Source organism: Gemmatimonadota bacterium, assembly GCA_040882465.1.
Classification (GTDB): domain Bacteria; phylum Gemmatimonadota; class Gemmatimonadetes; order Longimicrobiales; family Gaopeijiaceae; genus JBBEBG01.
In genome coordinates this window covers 25,245-46,080 of sequence record JBBEBG010000038.1, presented here as the reverse complement: position 1 = coordinate 46,080, position 20,836 = coordinate 25,245, and the positions used below count along the sequence as shown (strand labels likewise).

Here is a 20,836-nt window from a genome sequence, read left to right as displayed (position 1 = left end):
AAGGACTGAGTTTGCGGCCCCCGCCCGCACCATCGAGGCGCATGCGAGCCATCCGCGCTTTGCGGTACAATCTCGAGCACGGCGGCGTGGGCGTGGTTCTCCGGAAAGTCGCAGGCCGCCTCGTAGCCCTCTTTTATCGCGCGGAGGCCTGGCTCCTCTTCGAGATGGACCTCGAATCGCCGGCGGCACCGGAACTCGCCCCGGGGACTGAGCTCCGCACGATGACGATGGAGGACCTTCTCCTCCACCACTTCTTCAAGGCGGTCCACTATCCGGATGACCTGAGGGCCCGATTCGCGGATGGGGACCTCTGCCTCGGAATTTTCATGGACGGTTCGCTGGCGCACGTCGCATGGATGGCCTCCCACCGGCTCCCCCTGGATCCGGGCCTTCCCGTCTTCGCCGCGGCGGGCGCCGCGGGAATCTACGATATGTTCACCCTCCCCGGCTTCCGGCGACGGGGGTGCCAGGCTCTCGCCCTCCGCGAGATCCTCCGCAGGGCGGAGGCGCGGGGACTGACACGGGCAGTCGCCGTCGTCCATCCTGCCAACCGGCCCTCGATCTCCGCATTCGAGAAGTGCGGGTTCCGAGCCCCCCGGCGTCTCGAATACCGGCGAACGCTCTGGAGGTCCCACCTCACCCTCGTTCCGCTCGACGCCTGACCAGTCGCTCGAAGCGAGCGACCCAGCGATTGTAGGCCGGTCCGACCACCCGCTCCGTCCAGGGCCGGCCGCACGCAAGCCAGAAGTACGACGGGCTGACGCGCCGGGTCCGCACGGTGTAGCTCCCGCACTCCGTGACCGACGAAGCCCAGTCGCGCTTGTACCCTTCCGTCCCCTGGAGGAAGTCGATTCCGCTGAGCCCCGCCTCGATCGCATGCACTAGGAGGAAGCGGAGGTGAAGCTTCCCGGGAGAGTAATTCTGAAGGGTGTGGTCGAAGGTGGGTTTGTAGTAGAGGAGGTATCCCCCTCCAACGGCTCCCACATGGTAGGCGATCACCCGCTCTCCCGCCCTCAGGAGGGAGAAGTGGAGTCCCTCCCCCCAGAGCTTCTCGATCATTCCGTAGTAGAAGTCTCTCGCGGAGCGATCTTCGAAGGAGGCGGGGAGGCCGGCCTCGAGCCAGCGACGGTCGTGCATCTCGAAGAGGCCGGGGAGGTGGGCCTTCGCCTCTTCCGGGTCGGTCACCACTCGGAAGTCCAGCGGCCCCACCGACTCCTCGATTCGCTTCGCCTGGCGCCGAAGATCGCCACGGAGGCCCTTCTTCATCGCCGCCTCCGCCTCATCGAAGGTGGGGGGGAGGGAGAGGGTGAGGGAAGGTGCTTCCACGTGACGAAAGGGGAGCCCCCGCTCCTCGAGTAGCGATTCGAGAATCCCGGGGACTCCGGTTTCCACCGGGAGGTTCGCAAGGACCAGCGTCCCTGCCCCGCGCGCGCTGGAGAGGGCCGACTCGAGCAGGGGACGAACGACTTCGGGCCGGGCCTCCTGCCCCGTGATCGGGAGAGAGTAATCGCCCCGTCCTCCCGCGAGGGCGTCCACCACCGGAAGGAAGAGGCCGAAGCGGTTCATCCGGCGCCGCGAGGTGGGAAGGATCCCCACGATCCGGTCCCCTTCGTAGGCGACATGATACCGCACGCGGGCCCGGGGGAAGTAGCTCGCCCGCGCGATCTCGAACCAGTCCGGGTGGAGAAAAAACCTCCACCGCTCTCGCGGGAGGAGCGAGATCCACGCTTCACGGATCTCGTCGCCCTGGTCGCCCTGGAGGACGCGAAGTCGGATCAACGGCTCCACCTTGTCCCTCCCCCTCCCGCCAACGATCCTTCCGCTCCATGAAATCCTTCGTGAAACACGCGGTGGAGCGCATTCTCGTTGGGGCGGGGTACGCGCGCGCCGTGCGCCCGCGGCGCGCGGGACGCCTCCTGATCCTGGCGTACCACAACGTGGTCCCGGACGAAGACGCGGCGGCTGCTCCGGACTCGCTCCACCTCCCCTTGTCGCGCTTCCGTAAGGAGCTCGACCTCCTCGAGCGAGCATCGCATATCGTAGCGCTCGAGTCTCCTGACTCGGCCGGCTCGGTCGAACCCCGAGGGAAACCTCGGGTGGCGCTCACCTTCGATGACGCCTATCGGGAAGCGGTGGAGCTGGCCCTCCCCGAGCTTCTCCGGAGGGAGCTTCCGGCCACCGTCTTCCTCTGTCCCGGTCTCCTCGATGCGGAACGTTTCTGGTGGGATGTCTTCGATGCTCGCGGGGCGGAGGGGAAGGTCTTTCAGGAGCTCGCGGGGGACGATGGCGACGTCTCGCGATTCCTCGCCGGCGATCCGAGGCGCCGGAAGTCCTCCTCCGAGTGGCGCCGCCCGGCACGGATGGAGCTTCTTTCCCCGTACCTCCGCGACCGAGAGGGGGCGATTCGCTTCGGGAGCCACAGCTGGAGCCATCGAAACCTGGCCGCACTCGAGGAGGACCGCCTCCGCGACGATCTCCGCTCGAGCTGGGACTGGCTGGAGCGTTCGGTCGAGCGCCCCAGCCGGTGGCTCGCCTGCCCTTACGGGTTCAACTCCCCCGCGGTTGGCCGGATCGCGGCCGGCATCGGGTACTGGGGCGCCCTCGAGATCGCGGGTGGCTGGGTCCCAGAATCCGGGTGGGACCCATTTCGCACGCCGCGCCTGAACATTCCGGCGGGCGTTTCGGACGAAGGCTTCGAACTTCGCGTCTCTGGCGTAGTCCAGCGGTAGCTCCGCGGGCCGGGGGCGGTCAGGCACTGGACGGGGCCCGTGAGTCTGCCCGGGGTCCCCGGGCGAGCCCCTCGAGTGCCGCAACCAGCCGCGCACCGTCCGTCTCCCAGTTGAAGCGGTCGCGGATCGCGGCTCGCCCCGCCCCCGCGTGCGCCTTGCGTGTCTCCGAGCGCCATAGCGCCTCCATCTGTTCAGCCAGGTGCTCCGCGTCCCCGCTCCGAAACCAAAGGCCGCATCCCGTTTCCTCGATCACCCGACGGGTGGGTCGGGCATCGGAAGCGAGGACCGTGAGGCCGGCCGACATATAGTCGAATAGCTTATTCGGGATGGTAGAATTCCAGCTCTCGTGGGCGAGGTGGGGGATCAGGCCGACATCCGCCCCGGCGACGATATCGAGCGCTTCATCGTAGGGAAGGAATCCGCGAAACCGGATCTCGTCGCCGGTGAGGCCGAGGGCGGTGGCGTCCTCCTCGAAGGCCTGTCGCCCTCGCCCGTCGCCGATGATGGTAAAGCCCACCGGGACGCCCCGATCCCGGCAGAGGGCTACCGCCTCGATCGCCGTCCCCACCCCCCTGGCCTTCTCGAGGAGCCCCAGGTAAACGACCTCGAGGCGGCCGCGGGGCTCCTCGTCGCGGGGACGGGGAAACGGAAAGCGGTCCAGTCGGCTGGCGGATGGGGTGTTTCCCACGACCGTGATCCGATCGGGCGGGACGCCGAGGGCCACAAGCCGGTCCCGGGACTCCTCGACCACGACGACGATGTGGCCCGCGCGCCGCACCGTCCAGCGCTCGACCGCTTCGACCGCTCGCGGGTTCCGGACCAGCGTGTCCCCGAACCTGGTGGCACCCGTGAGCCAGAGATCCCGAATCATCGCCGGATAGTTCTCGGCCATGTCGAGGACCATGGGGACGCCGAGCCGGCGGCCCGCCCAGACGGCGGCGGGCGCGAGGGGAAGGTCCCTGCAGAGGATGAGGTCCACCTGCTCGGCCCGTCCCACCTTCAGGATGTGCCGCATCCAGCGCGGATTGCAGAAGGCCGGAAACTGAGAGGCGGCGTCCATGCGCCGGCCGAGCCGGCTCCATGGACGCATCCGGTGCACGACGCACTCGGGGAAGGTCTCCCGGAGCGCGTCGCGGGTTCGGTTCCGGGCGAGGAGATGCACGGCGTGGCCGCCCGCGGTCAACGCCTGGCAGACCTTCTCGACTCGCACGTCCCAAGGATACTCCGACGTCCAGAGCTTCAGGACGCGCATGCGCCGGCCTCGGAGAGGTTCTCGATTTTCCAGTGCCTGCGCCAGGCCTCGAGCATCGCCACGCTCCAGATCCCCAGCGCGAGTTCGGTGCGCCCCTTCCGGAAGCGCTTCCATGCGGCCTGGACCTCGCGCGGCTCGAGAATCGCGTCGCGCGCCGGCGAGGCGGAGAGGAGGAGGTCCTCGCACCACTCCCGGAGCGGGCCGGCGAGCCAGTCCTCCACGGGAACCGAGAATCCGGTCTTCGGCCGCTCGATCAGCTCGCGGGGCACGCGGCGGTAAAGGATCTCCCGGAGAATCCACTTCCCCACCTCTCCCCGCAGTTTCATCGCACCGCCGAGCCGCCAGCTCTCCTCGACCACTCGGTGGTCGAGGAGGGGGACGCGGACCTCCAGGCTGACCGCCATGCTGGCCCGATCCACCTTCTGCAGGAGATCGTCGGGGAGGTAATACGTCTGGTCGAGAAGGAGCATCTCGTCGAGCGCGAGGGGGTTGGGGCTCCCTTCGAGCATCGCGCGCACGGGGTCGGGCGCGCCGCCGGATCCGTTCCGGACCAATCGCTCGGCCTCGTCCCAGATGGACATCAGCGTCTGGTACGTATCGGCGCGCGACCCATCCCGCATCATGCGGGCGAGCTTGTGGGCCTTCTGTCCGGCGAGGCGCGGAATTCGGGCGCCGATGAACGGCAGATCGCCCAGGCGGTCCCACGTCGGAGCGGGGAGTGCCCGGATCGCCGCACCCATCCACCGCCGGGGCATGGCGGGAAGACCGGAGAGCCGCCTCGCCATCGCGGGGCCGTCGCGATAGCGGTTGTATCCCGCGAAGAGCTCGTCCCCGCCGTCTCCGGAGAGGGCCACGGTCACGCTCTCGCGGGCAAGGCGGCTGATGAGGTAAGTCGGGATCTGCGAGGGGTCGGCGAGCGGCTCGTCGAAGATCTCGGGAAGTTGGGGCACCAGGCGAAGCGCGTCCGTCCCGGTCACGCGAAGCTCGGTGTGGTCGGTTCCGAGGTGGGCCGCCACGCCGCGAGCGTGGACCGACTCGTCGTGCTCCGGATGGTCGAACCCGACGGTGAAGGTGCGGACCGGCCGGTCGGAGTGCTCCTGCATGAGCGCGACGACCAGGCTCGAATCGATCCCGCCGGAGAGGAGCGCACCCACCGGGACGTCGGCGACCATGCGGAGTCGCACGGCGTCCGACAGGAGGGCGTCCAGCGCGTCCACGGCCTCGTCATCGGAAGGGCTGGAATCTCGGAGCGGCATGGCTCGGGCGCGGACTGCGCCGAGCGACCAGAAGGGCTCGGACTTGGGAAGTGGCCCGCGCGGATCGCGGATACGGAGGAGGTGGCCCGGCAGGAGCTTTCGCACGTCGCGGAAGGGAGTGCCTGGCGCCGGGACGTAGAGGTAGCGGAGGAAGCTGGTGATCGCGGCGAGGTCCACCGCCGGATCCAGGCCGGGTGCCCGTGTGACGGCGCCCAGCTCCGAACCGAAGGCGATTCCCCCCGAGGTCTGGGCGACGTAGAGGGGCTTGATTCCCATCCGGTCGCGGATCAGGAGGAGCTCCTGGCGCTCCTGATCCCAGAGAGCAATCGCGAACATCCCGATCATTCGCTCGAGCGTCGCCTCCACCCCCATCCGGTCAAAGGCCTCGAGAATGACTTCTGTGTCGGACCCGCCCCGGTATTCGCTCCGGGGGATCCCGAGTTCGCGCCGGATCGCCTCGAAGCTGTAGGCCTCGCCATTAAAGACGATCGTGTAGCGTCCGGAGCCGGAGACCATGGGCTGGTGTCCGCCCGGGGACAGATCCAGGATCGCGAGCCGCCGGAAGGCGAAGGCGACCCGCCCGGAGGGATCTACCCACGCGCCGTCGTCGTCTGGACCTCGGTGGCGGAGGAGCTCCGCCATCCTCCTGGCGTCCGCGGCGAGACGCCCCGGATCGGTTGGAGGGCCCTGAAAAATCCCGGCAAAACCGCACATCTTGGAAGCTTTGTTCCTCCGATGGGTCCGACGCTCTGCATGGGAAGGTCCGAGCGAATCATCCCGCGACACGCCCGAGTTAGCAAGAACGGGACCACCTGGTGCGTGACCGTTGGGCGATCGTCCGAGCGCACGTTACCTTCCCGCTGATTTCCGTTTCCCGACTGATTTCCCCATCCCGGGCGGCCGTCGCCGGTCGAAGGGACGGAACGCCGAGGGCGGCGACGAATGACGCGGTCCGAGAGCTCACCCCCCGATGCGCCGCCCATGACCGTCGCGCTCGCACTCGAGTCGGATGGGCCGGGTGGAGCCGAATGGATGCTCATCCACCTCGCGGTCGGACTGCGAGAGCGCGGGCTCGGGGTGGTCCCGATCTTGCCAGAGCGGGGTGTCGGTTGGCTCGGCTCGGAGCTCGAGGCGCGCGGTTTCGCGCCGCGCACCTTCCGGCTCGACCATCCGCTCGACGCGGGGTGTGTCCTCCGCCTGAGGCGTCTTCTGATCGAGGAGAAGGTGTCGGTCGTGCACGCTCACGAGTTCACGATGTCGGTATTCGCGACGGCGGCGGGTCGGCTCTGTGGCGTCCCCTCCGTGGTGACCCTCCACTCGGCGCAGGCCTTTCCCGAGCGGCTGCGCCGTCGTATCGCGATTCGGTGGGCCGTGCGGCAAGCGAGCGCGGCCACCACCGTGTCGGCGGCGACGCGAAGACAGCTCGTGGATCGGCTCGGAACGCCTGCCGACACCTGGATCGTCATCCCCAACGGCGTTCCCGTGCCTCGCGGGGAGCGGGCCGCCGCACGGGCCGCACTCGGAATCGGGCCGGATGAGCGGCTCCTCCTCGCCGTGGGAAATCTCTATGCCGTGAAAGGACACGACGTCCTCCTCCGGGCGGTGGCGCGGATCGCCGAGCGGACCGATCTCTCCCCGTGGGTGTTGGCGATCGCAGGCCGAGGCGAGGAACTCGAGCCGCTCCAGGCTCTGGCCGGAGCCCTCGGCATCACCTCGCGGGTGCGTTTTCTCGGGCTTCGCCGGGACGTGGCGTCGCTCCTTCACGCGGCCGACCTCTTCGTCCATCCGTCCCGTAGCGAGGGCCTTCCGCTGGCTATCGTCGAAGCGATGTCGGTGGGGCTTCCGGTCGTGGCGAGCGATGTGGGGGGGATTCCGGAGGTCGTCCGCTCCGGGGAGACCGGTCTGCTCGTGCCCCCCGAAGACGCCGAGGCGCTGGCCGAAGCGACGGTGCGGCTTCTCGATGACCCGGCCGAGGCGGCACGGATGGGAGCCCGCGGCCGCGAGGTCGCGGCGGCGGCATATGGACTCGAGGCGATGATGGATCGATACCTCGCCCTCTACCGTGCGGCGGGCGGAGCGCGGTGAGCATTCGCCCCGAGGTGGTGACAGACACCGCTCCCGGACACGCGGTGAAGGGGCTCCCTGTGAGGGTCCTCTTCGTGCATTACGGCGAGAACTGGATCCGCGGCACCGAGACCGTGCTGTTGGAGCTCGTGCGGCGCTTGGACCGCACTCGCTTTCAGCCGTACGTCGCGTGTAACCACGAGAGCCTGGCCGAGGCCGTGCGCACCGCCGGCGTCGAGGCCTTCGTCATCGACCGGCCCACGATCTGGGTTGACGGACTCCGGACCCGGATCGAGCCGATTCGGTGGCTCCGTACCGTGCGTGCCCTTCGTGACCTAGCGGGACGCCTCGGGGTGGACCTCCTCTGCTGCATGAACGGCCAGCCCTCCATGGTCGCGTATTATGCGGGGAACCGAGGGCGCATCCCCTGCGTGTCCTACGTCCACTCCTTCTACATTCGGCGAGACATCCACCTGTACCGGATCCCAAGGGTCCCCGCGGTCCTCTTCTGCAGCGACGAAGTACGTGCCTCGATCGTGCGAAAGGCGCGCCTCCGCGGGGCAATCCACGTCATCCACAACGGCGTGGATCTCACCCGCTTCCGCCCAAGCGACGATGCGGAGGCGCGGAGCCATGCGCGCGAGCGGGCCGGGATTCCGCTCGACCGGGTGGTCGTCGGTCAGGTGGGAAGCCTGATCCATCGCAAGGGTGTGGACCTCCTGATCCGAGCGGCGGCGGATCTTCTCGGCGCCGGCGCGCCCGTACACGTGGCGTTCGTCGGAAGCGGCCCCGACGCAGATGGTTTCAGGCGGCTCGCAGCGGAGCTCGGGATCGCGGACCAGGTGACGTTCGCCGGCGACCTCCGCGACCCGGCCCCCTGGTACCGAGACATTTTCGACATCAACGTGTTGGCTTCGCGCGCCGAGGCATTCGGGGTGGCCCTGATCGAGGGGGCCGCCTCGGGGCTACCCCTGGTGGCCGCCCGCACGGGCGGAATGCAGGAGATCGTCCGTGAGGGCGTCACCGGACTCTTCTTCGAGCCCGGCGACGCGCGGGACCTGGCCGCGAAGCTGGGACGCCTCGTCGGGGACGTCGGGCTGCGGGAACGGCTGGGCCGCGCGGCGCTCGCCGACGCGCGGGAGCGGTTTTCGATCGAGGGACAGGTGAGGGGGATCGAAAGGGTGTTCGACGAGACGATTCTAAGCGCTTCCGGCGGCGGGGCGCGACCGGCACGGGCGCCATGAGCGCCGTTGATCGGGAGTCCGCCTTGCCGGAAGGGACACGAGGCGAATCGCGCCTCACTGGTGGGTCCGGGGAGACGTTCTGGGGCGCCCGCGGATGGTGGGCGCTCGCGATCGCGGCCGCGGTCGCGGCAGTCTTCGTGCGTCTCTTCGCGCTCGGCCGGGCGGCGCTCGCCGAGGATGAGTATTACCTCATCACTTCGGTCGGGTACATCCTCGAGCGAGGAATTCCCTCTTTCCCCGGGGGTGGGTATTACCCGCGGGGACTCCTTCTCCAGTACCTCACCGCTCCCATCTTCTGGCTCACGGGCGCTGCGGAGTGGTCGGTCCGGATCGTTCCCGCCCTTGCGAGCCTCGCGGCGATTCCGGCGCTCGTCCTGATGGGACGGCGACTCGGGGGTCCTCCGGTCGCCGCGGTCGCCGTGGCCCTCTTCGGCCTCTCGCTTTGGGAGGTCGAGTTCGCCCGCTTCGGCCGGATGTACACTCCCTTCCAAACCCTATTCCTATGGCAGACGGTTCTCCTCCTGCGCGTTTCGTTGGACGGCGCGAAAGGGCTCTGGAAGTGGATGCCCGGGTTGGCCCTAGCCGGCATTCTGGTGTACGACGGGGCCGTTTTTTTATGGGTCCTGGCCGCGATCCCGCTTCTCAGAGGTGACCTGCGCGCCTCCGCAGGCCGCGTCGGTGCGGCAGGGGCCGTCCTTGCGGCGTTGTTCCTTTGGGAGCGCACCGACTTCCGGGGTATGGGTCAGCCTCCGAGGCTCCCTCCGGGGATTGGGATAGAGACGGCCGCATCGGGAACGGGCCTGGTCGGGCCGGTCGTGACTCCCGCATTGGGGGTAGAGCGGCTCCTAGAGGGCCCGTTCTGGGCGGCGGCGCTCCTCCTGGCGCTCGCGGCGATCGGGGGTTGGATCCTGGTGCGAGGCTGGCGGTCGAGGCAGGAGCCCCTCGCCCTGGCGTTTCGGGGACTCGTTCTTCTCCTCGCGCTCCTGGGGCTGTTCGGCGCCGCGCTCTTCCTCGTTCTCGGGACCTGGCTCCTACGCCCCGAGCTCCTTCGGACGGATGGGGCGCGGGAGGGAACCACGGCGCTGGTGGGGGTGGGCGTTGCGGCGCTCCTGGTCTGGAGCCTCTTTCACCTCACGAGCGGACTCGCCCCGTACGGCGTTGCCAAGGAGCTTCTGAACTACCCGCCCTTGAATCAGCCCGTGCTTCAGCCGTGGCTCGGGGCCATGCCGAGGATGACGGTGGCCCTCCTACTGCTCTTGGCGACCCGATTGGCGCTGGAGCTCCTGGCCGAGCGGCGGTCCGACGTCTGGCGATTCCTGGCCGGCGTTCCCCTGGTCTGCGTGCTCGCAGTCGCGGTGATCGCCACGAACCAGCAGAGCAGCCGCTACACGTTTTTCCTGTACGCGAGCGTTCTCCTTCTCGCGGCGGAGGCGATTTGGACGTTGGTGGGCGTCGTGTTGCGTGCGGGGCGAGTGCGAGCGATCGGAACGGTGGCGGCGCTCGTTGCCTTCATGTGGGTGTCCGATGACTACTCCGCTTCGCGCCTCGCGAGAATTCACACGCCTGATGTCGCCTACGGGATTGGGATGACTCCGGCGCGTTGGGGGCATTTCGTCCCGAGAGACGATCACCGGGCTCCGGCCGAGGTCGTGAACGCGGGGCTGGAAGTGGGTGATATCGTGATCTTCGGGCCGCCCGCGTCCGCGTATTATCTCGAGCAGGTGGACTTCGCCTACGAGCTCCATCCGAGCATTCGGTTCTTCGACATCTCGACGGCCGGGGGAACGCGGGAGTTGTGGACGGGGGCCGGCCTCCTCTGGCGCCAGGAAGATCTGCTCGCGGTTCTCTGCGAAGCGGAGGCTGACATCTGGCTCGTTTTGCACGCCGACCCACGCGGGATTCGCAGCGAACGGGACGCGGCGGTGCGAGAGCGCCTCGCCGCGTGGGAGGTCTTCTCCAACATCGGCGGAAGCGCCAAGAGCTACCGAGTCCCTTCGGATGAGTGGCGGGCACGGGGGGAGTGCGTCCCGGGACTGTCCTGAGGGCGACGGACATCTACTCCTTCAGCAGCTCGTCGTACATCCGTGAGACTCTCGAGGTGTGAATCTCCGCGCTGAAGTTCGTGCGCACCCGATCCCGTCCCTTTTCACCCATCGCACGTGCCCGCTCTGGGTTCTCCCTGAGTTCCACGATCGCATTTCGCATCTCGCGGATTGCCCCACGTTTCACCAGGAGGCCGGTCTCCCCGTGGAGGACGATGTCCTCCGGGCCCCCGCCGCGAGTCGCCACGATCGGACGGCCAAGAGACATCGCCTCGATAAGGACCATTCCAAAGGGTTCGGGCTCCGTGGAGGCATGAACCACGAGGTCCATGGCGGCCATGGCTTGGCGTACGTCGGGACGAAAGCCGGTGAACACGATGCGGTCGGCAAGGCCGAGGGAGTTCACCCTTTCCCGAAGTGTGTCGTAATAATCGTCGTCGCCGTCGGAGACGCTGCCGACGACGAAGGCTGTTGCGTCGGGATCCGAGCGGACGATTTCTGCGGCAACCTCCACGAACTCTGCGATCCCCTTCCAGGGAACGAGACGCCCCAAAATCCCAAAAGCGAAGGAGCCGGAAGGGATTCCCAGAGCCACTCGGCATTCGTGCCGCGAAGGGACATCGGCAAATCGGTCGCACCGAATTCCGTCGTGGATGAGGACGATCCGGCTTTCCGGGATCCCGAGATCGCGAAGGTTCTGGGCGATCGCGTTCGATATCGCCACATGCCGGTCTACCCTGCGCGCGATCCAACGGAGAAATCTAGTCCCGACCTGAAAACTTCGAGCGTGCGCAACGCAAGGGAGGCCGATGAGCCTCGCGGCGAGCACTCCCGCCTCCTGACTCTCGAGGTTGTTATTCAGGTGAATCAGCTCCGCACCCTCGCGGCGGGCCAATCGAGCGATTTGCAGGGCTTCGGGAGAGGTCTCACCGAGCAGACGGAGAGCTGTCTTGGCCCGGTCCTGGCCGAAGGTGGAGGATCGAGATCGAGGGCCGCTCGATTCGAGCCCCGGTCGCTCTGTCCGTGGAGCACTCCGGTGCGGGACCGGTCTTACCCGGCGTGTTTCTATTCCCGGAAGGCGCTCTCGGAGAGTCGCCTCAGGCTGGGGAGTGGCGACAATCGGGGTGAAACGGGAGGGATCCAGCCCGGCGACGAGCTCCGCAAGGCTGTTGATCGCACCCCCGAACGTGGTCGTATTGTCCAAGTAAAGGATCTTTCTCGGACCGCCAAGGCTTCGCGAGCCACTTCGCAACTCCAGACCAATCCTCCAGGAGAAAACGAGCGTCAGGATGACTGCGGACAGGAACGGGCCGGAACTTAGGGGTCGGCTTGGGGCAAAGCCAAGTGGCGGCGGGCCGAAGCACGTTCCGAATCCGATGGCGGGCGGCGCGCTCTCGAAACGACGAGCGCAACCTGGAATTGCCCTACCACCGTAAACGGGGACCGGAGGTGATTCGCCGTCTATTCGGTGTCTATACGGTGTAGATTCGGTATTCTGGACGATAGGGCCTGTTCCACGTGGAACAATCGCACTTTCCCTCTTCGCGGTTTCCCCATCGCAGCCCCCGACGTATATTCGACCTCCTCTGAGTCGGCTCGACCTCATTCCGAACGCGCCCCATGTCCCGCGTCGTCGCCATCGCAAATCAGAAGGGCGGGGTCGGAAAGACCACGACGGCCATCAATCTGGGCGCTTCCCTCGCCGTCGCCGAGCTCCGGACCCTGATCATCGACATCGATCCCCAGGGGAATGCGACGTCGGGGCTGGGCGTCGAGAAGTCAGAGGATCTCTCCACTGTGTACGATCTTGTCGTGGAGGGACGTCCGGCCGAGGAGTGCGTCACGAAAGGCGTTCACTTCCCTTCCCTCGACCTGATTCCGTCCAGTCGCGACCTCGTGGGTGCGGAGATCGAGCTCGTGGACCGGCCGGAACGGGAGCGGGTCCTCGCCCGGGCGCTGGAGGGGCTTCGCGACAGCTACGATTACATCCTGGTGGACTGCCCCCCCTCGCTCGGGCTCCTGACGCTGAACACGCTGACCGCGGCGGACAGCGTCCTGATTCCAATCCAGTGCGAGTTTTATGCGCTCGAGGGGCTCTCCCAGCTCCTGAGCACGGTTCGCCTCGTGCAACGCGGGTTGAATCCGCGCCTGGAAATCGAGGGGGTTCTGCTCACGATGTACGACCGAAGGCTCAACCTCTCGAAGCAGGTGGCTGACGAGGCCCGCGACTATTTTGGCGCCAAAGTCTTCGACACGACTATTCCTCGGAACGTGCGGCTCGCGGAGGCGCCGAGTTTCGGCCAGCCGATCGTCACCTACGATGTCCTTTCCGCCGGGGCGCAGAGTTATCTGGGGCTCGCGAAGGAGTTCGTGCGTGGCGCGAAGAAGGGGGGTGCCGGCGGGGCGAAGAAGTCCACAGCGAAGGGGGTGGCACGTTGAGCGCGGCCAAGCGAGACAGGTTGGGGCGGGGCCTTGGGGCCCTTCTGGGTGAAGATTATCTCGGTCCTGTGGCGGATCCGTCCGAGGTCCGGACGCTCCCGGTCGCGCGGATCGGCGCGAATCCCTTCCAACCCCGGCGAGAGTTCAAAAAGGAAGAGCTCGCGGATCTCGCGCAGTCCATCCGGGAGCACGGTCTCCTGCAGCCGCTCGTCGTTCGCCCCGGCCCGGATGGAGAGGGGGACCGATTTCAGCTCGTCGCCGGAGAACGGCGGCTCCGGGCCGTGTCGGAGCTCGGTTGGGTGGAGGTCCCGGTCGTGGTGCGGGAGGTGGACGACCGGACGCTCCTCGTCCTCGCCCTGGTCGAGAACATCCAGCGAGAGGCCCTGAATCCGCTCGAGGAGGCCGAGGGATTCGAGCTGCTCGCCCGTGAGTTCGGGCTCACACAGGGTGAAATCGCGGGGGCAGTAGGGCGAAACCGTTCCACGGTGGCCAACACGCTACGTCTCCTCAAGCTTCCCCCCTCGGTCCGCCGGTATCTCCTGGAGGGGTCCCTTTCCATGGGGCATGCCCGCGCCCTTCTCGCAGTCGAAGATGCGGGAAAACTCGCCGAGCTCGCGCGCCGGGCGGCCGAAGAGGGGTGGACGGTGCGGGCCGTGGAGGATCGGGTGCGAGGTGAAGCCGGGAAGGGGAAAACCAGGGGGCGAAGCCGGCCGCGGGCGGGAGGCTCGGTGGACCCGGTCGCCCAGGCCCTCCAGGAGGCGCTTCAGGAAACCCTGGGGACCCGAGTACGGCTCAAGGTCGGACGGAAGGGAACGGGGTCTATCGAGATTCCCTTCGGTTCTTCGGCGGATCTCGAACGGGTCTTCGAGCTGATCACCGGACGTGACCCCGCCGACCTGATCGGGTGAGACGACCGATGGACTCAGATCGTCTGCTAACGTTCCTGGTCGTTCCCGATTCCGGGGGGCGAACCCGGTCCCTCCGCATTCCTTACCGACAGCTCCCGTGGGTCGTGGGGGCCGGCGCCTTCGTCTTCGTCCTCCTCGTCGGATTCGTGGGAAGCTGGTGGTATCTGGCGGCCCGCGCACACCGCACGGCGCTTCTCGAGGCGCAAGTGACGGAACTACTTGCCCGGGAAGAGAGAGTCGAAGCGCTCGCGCAAACTCTCGCCGAAGTGGAGGCGGCCTACGCTCGGATTCGGGATATGTTCGGTGCCGGTACGGCACCCGCGACGGAAGAGCTCTGGCTCCCCCCTGCGGTGGGACGCCCCTCCGGGGCCTCGAATCTCCCTGAGGCCGAACAGTTCCTTCCTACGAGCTGGCCCCTCACCGAAGCCGGGTTCGTGACACAGGTGCTTCTCGAGGGCGGAGGGACGGACCATCCGGGCATCGACATCGCCGTTCCGGCCGGCTCGTACGTGAGGGCGGCGGGGAGCGGAACGGTCGCGGACGCTGGAGAGGACCCCATCTACGGGAGCTATCTGGTTCTCGACCACGCGGAGGGGTATCGTACGCGGTACGCCCATGTGTCCCTCCTCCTCGCGGCCCGGGGAGACCTGGTCCGGAGGAACGAAATCATCGCTTTGAGCGGGTCGAGCGGCCGGTCCACCGCACCCCACCTTCATTTCGAGATCTTTCTCGAAGGGGAGCCGGTGGATCCCCTCGCAATGGTGGCGCAGCCCTGAACGTGGGTGGTGTGAAACCCGAGGTCTTTCCCCTCCGGAGTTGAATCGGAGACCGGTCGATGGCGCGTGGCAAAGAACGAGACGAAGCACAGAGCCCTTCGGCGATCTCCATCATCGGGCCCGGGATGCGGGTCATCGGTGACTGCGTGACCGAAGGAACGGTGCGCGTCGAAGGGTATGTTCGCGGTTCGATCTGGGCCGGAAAGGCGGTCGTCGTCGGCACCGAAGGAGGGGTCCATGGAGAAATCCGCACGCAGGACGCGGTGATCGCCGGTGAAGTGGTCGGCTCCCTGATGGTCGCCTCACGGCTAGAGGTGCAGGGCAGCGCCCGGATCGAGGGGGAAGTGCACGCTCGACGGGTTCAACTCGAGGAGGGCGCCGTCCTCAACGGGGACATCCGCATGGGCGACATTGACGTCGGCGCACCGCCGGCGAGCGGGTCGTTTCCCGATCGAGGGGAGGCGCTCCAGGACGGGCCCGTCCCCCATGATCGAGAGAAGCGCGCCCTCCCGTGACCGGGCGCCCGGAGCCTTCTCTTCATGACTTATCCACAGATGTGGACAATCCCGTAAGTCATTGCATTATATGATCACATTCGGGGAAAGGGGGCCGCCGAGGCCCCTTCTCAACAACGGGTTGTGGAAGGAGTGACGACGATGTCCCGGGGCTCGATCGCATTAGAAGATGTCCTCCAATTCATGGACGCGGCCCTGGGGATTCCCGGGTTTCCCGATTATGAGGGCGCCGCGAATGGACTCCAGGTCGAAGGACCGGGGCCCGTCACCCGGGTGGGCGCCGCTGTGGATGCAAACACCCTTACGGTTGCGGCGGCCGTCGAACGGAAAGTGGACCTCCTGGTGGTTCATCATGGGCTGTTCTGGGAGGGACTGAGGCCCCTCACCGGACACCGGTATCGCAGGATCCTTCCCCTCCTCGAAAACGGAATCGCGCTCTACAGTGCGCATCTCCCGCTCGATGCTCACCCCAAGCTGGGAAACGCGGCGGTTCTTATCCAGGCGCTGGGTCTCGAGCCCGGAGCGCGTTTCGGGCACTTTTCCGACACGCCGATCGGCTTCGAGGCGTCTGTCTCCGATTCGCGGAAAGCGTTCCACGACAAGGTCTCAGCGGTGGTCGGAGGACCAGTGACGCTGGTCCCCGGGGGCCGGGAAAGTCTCGGCCGGATCGGGGTCGTCACCGGGGGCGGCGCGAGCTTCATAAGAGAGGCCGCGGAGGCCGGTCTCGATGCCCTACTGACAGGGGAGGGAGCCCACCACACCTTCACGGAAGCGATGGAGCTGGGGGTGAATGTTTATTATGCGGGGCACTATGCTACGGAGACCTGGGGAGTGAAGGCCCTCGCGGAGCTCGTCGGGGAGAAGTTCGGCGTCCCCTGGGAGTTCCTCGACGTTCCCTCCGGACTATAGGGCCGCCCCGCCGGGGGTGCCGATCTCCGACCTGGAGCCGCAGCCGGAATTCGTCCGCACGCGCGGAGGTCTCAAAAGAGCCCATCCAGATAGAGCAATAGCTTCCAACTCTTGGTCCCCCTGAGGTTTCGGGCGACATCGAGGCGGAAGATCCCATCCAGGAGTGAGATCCCGGCTCCGACCGCCACCTCGGGCTTCCCCTCGGTGAAACCCGAGCGAGACCCCACAGAGAGGGCGTCCGCGAACCCCACCAGGCGGATGGCCGGCAACGAAGTCCCGATCTCCGCCCTCCCGAACCAGAACGCCTCCCCCGCGAAACGTCCCGCCTCCGCGCCCCGGAAGACCGCCGGGCCACCGGGATAAAAGGAGCGTTGGGGCGGAAGGGTCCCGGTCGAACTCCCGATTCCGGCCTCGATCGCCCCGGTCCAGCGCCGGAGGAGGGGAAAGGTGAGCCCGGCGCTCGTCCACCCGCGGCCGTAGGAGGAGGTCCCGCCCGCCCCTTCGAGGCGCACGGAGCCGAACCCCCGAACGCCACGGGGATCCCGCCCCGCATCCCAGGCCAGATGGAGGGCCGCCCCGCCCCAGCTCCCCTCCGCGGCCATCGGGTTTTCCGGAAGGTCGCGGTCGGTCCAGAGCCGCGCGAGGTGTGCGTGCGTCTCGCGAACGGCCGTGTCCTGCGCTTCCCAGAAGAGGCGCAGCTCGCCCGTGACGAATCGGCCCTCGCGCCCCAGGACCCCTTCGACGCCCCAGGCGCGATGGAAGGGGGTGAAGTCGGTCCCCCAGAGGGCCGAGGCGAGTGAGGTGGCGAGCGCATTCGGCCTGACCCATTCGGAGGAGGAATCGAGTCGCCGGTAAACGGCGAGCTCTTCGCTCCGGACCTCGGAGCCGCGCCGAACCCGGAGCTCTCCCCCGGGCTCTCCGTCCGCGAGCCCGATCCGCGCCTCGGCCCTGATCTCGAGGCGGGGAAGGGGAAGTGTGGCCGAAACGCCGGTGGAGAGCCCTTCCACCCGGTTGTAACGGGTCAGTCCCTCCTGCAGTCCGTACGCAAAGCGCACTCCGGGAAAGATCGTGGGGGCCGCGAGCCCCGCGAGGGTGCGTTCCAACGCTCCGAGCTCGTCGGGGGTGAAGGCGCTGGCGGAGGAGGGGGTCCCCATCGTGAGCTCCGGCGACCGGGCGAGTTCTTGGGCGGTCGGAACGAGCACCGTGATGCTGCGAATCTCGTCATCACGCTCGACTTCGGCCTCGCGCAGGATCCACCCTTCCGGAATCACGTCGGGGATCAGGTCGCTCAGCTCGTTGGGGAGGATCTGATCCATCGTCCACTCGATGGTGATCGGAAAGCGCGCAAAAGCGGCCACCTGCCCCTCTCCTTCGAAGGTCGCACGCCTAGGAATCCAGAACTGGAGGTCGAAGAGGCCATGATCCATCGTCACGTATCGGATCTCGGCGCGAATCGGGCGGAGGAAGCCGGGCGGCAGGTCATCGTCGTCGGCAGCGTCGAGCTCGAGATCGAAGGGACGGGCCGGACGATATCCGGCGCGCACCAGGGCGGCAGTCGCCAGGTCGAACCAGAGCGAAGCCGACACCAGTCGGAAGTCGTTGAACCGGGGCTGAACACGCACTTCGGCGAGGACCACTCGGTCGTTCGTCCCCGGTAGGGTGATGGACAGCGTGTCCCCGCTTTGGAAGCGGTATTGGTGGACGGCGGTGTCAGCGAGCGGGTTCAGCACCCAGTCCGGACCAAAAAAGATGCGGTCGCTCGCCGGATCGTATGCGAGGGGCGGCGGGATGACGGGATCGGTCGGATCGTCGTCCCCGTCCGGGTTAATTCCAGAGAGATTTCGCACGAGGAATTGGCCGATATTTTCGTTCGGGTCGTCTGTGGACGAGAGGCCGGCGATCGGGATGTCGAGGCGCGCGCCCTCCCATCGAATCACATGGTTCCCGTCCCTGGACCACCGAACTCGCGAGACTCGCTCCTGGTCGAAAATCCCACGCTCTCTTCGGAAGATGTCGCCCGAAACCCCGAAGTAGACCCGTTCGCGGAGGCGCGCCTCGTAGGTCTCGAGCCCCTCGGCGACCTCGGATCGCGCAACGCGGGCGCGTTCCATTAGGGCGCGAACTTCTACGTCGGCGTAAGTGTCCGCGGGGGCTTCGCGGGGGGGCGTGGCGGGGAGCGTGTCGGCCTGGGCGGCGGCGCCCGGGTCTTGCGCGACCGCGGCGCGCGGAAATAGCGCCAGGACGAGCAAGAAGGGAAGGCCGCGAGGCCCGGCATTTCGGGTCGAACGACCGGGAGGCGCGGGAGGATCGGAATGGGGCATGGAATTTCGGGTCGGGCAGCTCCCAGGAGTGGGGGCAGGCGTGGGAAAGGTGGCGGGATCGTCGAAACGCTTCGCGCCCGCACTACACATACGCGCGAAACACCGTCCAGGTGTCAGTGGCGACAAGCGGGATCGCGTCTGTCGGCGCATTCGCGTCGCGGGGGCCGGCGCGCGGCGGACTTTCCCTCGGAGTCCCGTCCCGGGGTCCCTCGCCCGGTGAGCGCGCATTATACTAACCTCCCGTTCGAATCTCGGGATCCCTCCGCGACGGCGGCTCTCGATGAAGTTCTGCACTCAATGCGGCCAGGAAGGATCCGGGAGATTCTGTTCGTCGTGCGGGGCCTCCCTCCGGACGCTCCCGTGCCCCGCGTGCGGAACCGAGCTTCCCGCCGGGACCCGGTTCTGCACGGGCTGCGGCACGCCGGTGGGTGCAAGAGGGACCTCCCCCGGGGGTGCCCCGTCCGCCACGGGAACCCCTGCCGCCACGAACGGGTCGCGGATGGGCTGGTGGGTGTCGGGGATCCTTCTCGCCGCCTTGGTGGTCGTGGTGGCGATCGTCGAGCTCTCCGACCGGACCGAGCCGACGGTGGCCGGGGTGCCCCCCGTCGGCGGGCTCGGCCCGGCACCCAACGTCGACCTTTCCTCCATGACCGCCCGTCAGGCGGCGGACAATCTCTTTAATAGGGTCATGCAGGCGGTCGCCAACGGGAACACGACCGAGGCGACGAATTTCCTCCCGATGGCGATCGCGGCGTACGACCTCGCGCGCCCCCTGGACGCCGACGGGCTCTTCCATCTCTCACTCCTTCAGCGGGCGGCCAGAGAGCAGGAGGCCGCCCTTCAATCGGCGCTGGACGGGCTCGCCGCCAACCCGGATCACCTCCTCAACCTGTACGGCGCGGCGGAGGCTTCAGTCGCCCTCGGCGACTCCGCGGCGGCCCGGGGCTATTACGAGCGTCTCCTCGCCGCCTGGGACCGCGAAATCGCGGCGGACCGCCTCGAATACGAGGAGCACGGGGCGCTCCTTCCCCTGATCCGGGAGGACGCGGAGGCGTTCCTTTCCGATGGCGGCCCCAACTGAGCACGAAGTCGTGCACTCCCCGCCCCCGGTTTTTCTGACCGGCGGGACGGGGCTCGTGGGATCCCATATCGCGGAAGCCCTCCGCAGCGGTGGGACTCGAGTCCGCGCCCTTCATCGCGCAGGCTCCGACACGAATCACCTCCACGCCCTCGGGTGCGAGCTGGTCGAGGGGGAGCTTGACTGGTCGGCGAAAGCGCTCGGCGAGGTCATGGCGGGGTGCGGCGCCGTCGTCCACGCGGCGGCTTCCGTGTATGGGAATCTCCCCTGGACCCGGCTCCACGAGATCAACGTGGGAGGGGCGCTGAGGGTCTTTCAGGGCGCGGCCGGGGCGGGAATCCGGCGCGGGGTCCACGTCTCTTCGGTCGCGGTCTACGGCTCTCTGGCGGGACCGGCGGACGAAACGGCGGCGGACTCCCCCAACGGGGCTCCGCGCGGGGGATACGGGCGCTCGAAGCGGGAAGCCGAAGAGGCCGTGGGCGGCGCGGCGCGCGAGAGCGGGATGCGGGTGGCTCTCCTCCGGCCACCGGTGGTGTACGGGGAGAGGGACCGCCTCTTCACGCCGAGGCTCGTCCGGACCCTGTGCTTCCCGGTACATCTGGTCCTCGGAAGCGGCCGGACGCCGATCGCGACCGTGTATGCGGGGAACCTTGCCCAGGCTGCACTGGCGGCGCTCGTCGCGGAGCTCCCCGTCGGGGCGCGGCCGTACAACGTCTCCGGGGACCATCCGGTGAGCCAGCGGGCGCTTCTGGCCGGGCTCGCCCGGCATCTCGGCCTTCCTTTTCGCCCGGTCGCCATTCCTCGGCACCTGGTCATGGCGGGGGCGAGAGTGGTTGATGCGCTGGGGGGGCGCCTCCCCGGGCTTGGGGGGTTGAGGCTCCGGCGGGTGGTCGAGGTGGCAGTGCTTCCGGACCCCTATCGCTCCGAGCGCGCCCGCGAGGAGCTCGGATGGGCGCCCCCCTTCACTCTGGAGGAAGCGCTGGCCCGCACGGCGGCATGGGTGACCGAGGAGGGGAAGAGTACCGGGGAGTGGAGGAGTCGGAAAACGCGCACGAAGAGGAGCTCCGGATGAGGATCGAAGGTCTCCGAGGTCCCCGTGCGGGTAACCCTCTCATGGGGCGTCTTCGGTGGGGTGAGAGGAGGGCGGAATGCCTCGGCCGATTCCCCCTCGGATCGGTTGCCATCAAATGTCCGGGGATGCTATGATCCAGACCGGAGGAAGCCGCAATACCGCGCGCCGTCCACCGAACCTGGACCGGGTTGGTGGAGCGCATCGAGCCGCGCTCCCCGCGAAGCCTGCGAG

General features: G+C 67.8%; 17 protein-coding genes. 12 read left to right on the top strand and 5 right to left on the bottom strand.

The window, feature by feature from the left end; genetic code table 11:
• Window positions 1-41: 41 nt before the first annotated feature.
• Window positions 42-662 carry a GNAT family N-acetyltransferase gene (locus WEG36_14765; GenBank protein ID MEX1258874.1) on the top strand — a complete coding sequence of 207 codons (621 nt, stop codon included), beginning with the start codon at window positions 42-44 and terminating at the stop codon, window positions 660-662.
• On the opposite strand, the gene WEG36_14760 is transcribed toward WEG36_14765, so the two are convergent.
• The gene (locus tag WEG36_14760; GenBank protein MEX1258873.1) at window positions 637-1,788 is read right to left on the bottom strand and encodes a GNAT family N-acetyltransferase; all 1,152 of its coding nucleotides are present in this window, start codon (window positions 1,786-1,788) and stop codon (window positions 637-639) included. The genes WEG36_14765 and WEG36_14760 overlap by 26 nt on opposite strands.
• Before the next feature lie 38 nt (window positions 1,789-1,826).
• On the opposite strand from WEG36_14760, the gene WEG36_14755 reads away from it, so the two are divergent.
• Window positions 1,827-2,729: a polysaccharide deacetylase family protein gene (locus WEG36_14755; GenBank protein ID MEX1258872.1), complete on the top strand. Its 903-nt coding sequence runs from the start codon at window positions 1,827-1,829 to the stop codon at window positions 2,727-2,729.
• Window positions 2,730-2,748: 19 nt separating this feature from the next.
• On the opposite strand, the gene WEG36_14750 is transcribed toward WEG36_14755, so the two are convergent.
• Together WEG36_14750 and asnB are read right to left on the bottom strand one after the other, a co-directional pair.
• On the bottom strand, window positions 2,749-3,981 hold the full coding sequence (locus tag WEG36_14750; GenBank protein MEX1258871.1) for a glycosyltransferase family 4 protein: 1,233 nt from the start codon (window positions 3,979-3,981) through the stop codon (window positions 2,749-2,751).
• Entirely contained in the window at window positions 3,969-5,951 is a 1,983-nt protein-coding gene (gene asnB / locus WEG36_14745) for an asparagine synthase (glutamine-hydrolyzing) (protein ID MEX1258870.1), read from the bottom strand. The genes WEG36_14750 and asnB overlap by 13 nt, the downstream gene beginning before the upstream one ends.
• Window positions 5,952-6,179: 228 nt before the next feature.
• Between asnB and WEG36_14740 the strand changes: the two genes are divergently transcribed.
• The 3 genes from WEG36_14740 to WEG36_14730 are packed head-to-tail and all read left to right on the top strand — an operon-like array spanning window position 6,180 to window position 10,587.
• The gene (locus WEG36_14740) at window positions 6,180-7,322 is read left to right on the top strand and encodes a glycosyltransferase family 4 protein (protein MEX1258869.1); all 1,143 of its coding nucleotides are present in this window, start codon (window positions 6,180-6,182) and stop codon (window positions 7,320-7,322) included.
• Complete coding sequence (locus WEG36_14735) at window positions 7,319-8,545, top strand: glycosyltransferase family 4 protein (protein MEX1258868.1); 1,227 nt, start codon at window positions 7,319-7,321, stop codon at window positions 8,543-8,545. The genes WEG36_14740 and WEG36_14735 overlap by 4 nt, the downstream gene beginning before the upstream one ends.
• A complete protein-coding gene (locus WEG36_14730) occupies window positions 8,542-10,587 on the top strand; it encodes a hypothetical protein (GenBank protein ID MEX1258867.1) in 2,046 nt (681 codons plus the stop codon). Before WEG36_14735 ends, WEG36_14730 begins: the two co-directional genes overlap by 4 nt.
• Window positions 10,588-10,600: 13 nt before the next feature.
• Here WEG36_14730 and WEG36_14725 read toward each other — a convergent pair whose 3' ends face one another.
• Complete coding sequence (locus WEG36_14725; protein MEX1258866.1) at window positions 10,601-12,193, bottom strand: glycosyltransferase family 4 protein; 1,593 nt, start codon at window positions 12,191-12,193, stop codon at window positions 10,601-10,603.
• A gap of 14 nt (window positions 12,194-12,207) precedes the next feature.
• Here WEG36_14725 and WEG36_14720 point away from each other — a divergent pair, with 14 nt between their 5' ends.
• The 5 genes from WEG36_14720 (at window position 12,208) to WEG36_14700 (ending at window position 16,134) form a co-directional block, all read left to right on the top strand.
• A complete protein-coding gene (locus WEG36_14720) occupies window positions 12,208-13,026 on the top strand; it encodes an AAA family ATPase (GenBank protein ID MEX1258865.1) in 819 nt (272 codons plus the stop codon).
• On the top strand, window positions 13,023-13,934 hold the full coding sequence (locus WEG36_14715) for a ParB/RepB/Spo0J family partition protein (GenBank protein ID MEX1258864.1): 912 nt from the start codon (window positions 13,023-13,025) through the stop codon (window positions 13,932-13,934). Before WEG36_14720 ends, WEG36_14715 begins: the two co-directional genes overlap by 4 nt.
• An 8-nt stretch (window positions 13,935-13,942) precedes the next feature.
• The gene (locus WEG36_14710; protein ID MEX1258863.1) at window positions 13,943-14,710 is read left to right on the top strand and encodes a M23 family metallopeptidase; all 768 of its coding nucleotides are present in this window, start codon (window positions 13,943-13,945) and stop codon (window positions 14,708-14,710) included.
• A 59-nt stretch (window positions 14,711-14,769) separates the two neighbouring features.
• Complete coding sequence (locus WEG36_14705) at window positions 14,770-15,225, top strand: polymer-forming cytoskeletal protein (protein MEX1258862.1); 456 nt, start codon at window positions 14,770-14,772, stop codon at window positions 15,223-15,225.
• A gap of 141 nt (window positions 15,226-15,366) precedes the next feature.
• The gene (locus WEG36_14700; GenBank protein ID MEX1258861.1) at window positions 15,367-16,134 is read left to right on the top strand and encodes a Nif3-like dinuclear metal center hexameric protein; all 768 of its coding nucleotides are present in this window, start codon (window positions 15,367-15,369) and stop codon (window positions 16,132-16,134) included.
• A gap of 71 nt (window positions 16,135-16,205) precedes the next feature.
• Here WEG36_14700 and WEG36_14695 read toward each other — a convergent pair whose 3' ends face one another.
• On the bottom strand, window positions 16,206-18,455 hold the full coding sequence (locus WEG36_14695) for a hypothetical protein (GenBank protein ID MEX1258860.1): 2,250 nt from the start codon (window positions 18,453-18,455) through the stop codon (window positions 16,206-16,208).
• Window positions 18,456-18,954: 499 nt separating this feature from the next.
• Between WEG36_14695 and WEG36_14690 the strand changes: the two genes are divergently transcribed.
• A complete protein-coding gene (locus tag WEG36_14690; GenBank protein MEX1258859.1) occupies window positions 18,955-19,536 on the top strand; it encodes a hypothetical protein in 582 nt (193 codons plus the stop codon).
• On the top strand, window positions 19,520-20,605 hold the full coding sequence (locus tag WEG36_14685; protein MEX1258858.1) for an NAD-dependent epimerase/dehydratase family protein: 1,086 nt from the start codon (window positions 19,520-19,522) through the stop codon (window positions 20,603-20,605). The genes WEG36_14690 and WEG36_14685 overlap by 17 nt, the downstream gene beginning before the upstream one ends.
• Window positions 20,606-20,836: the final 231 nt, after the last annotated feature.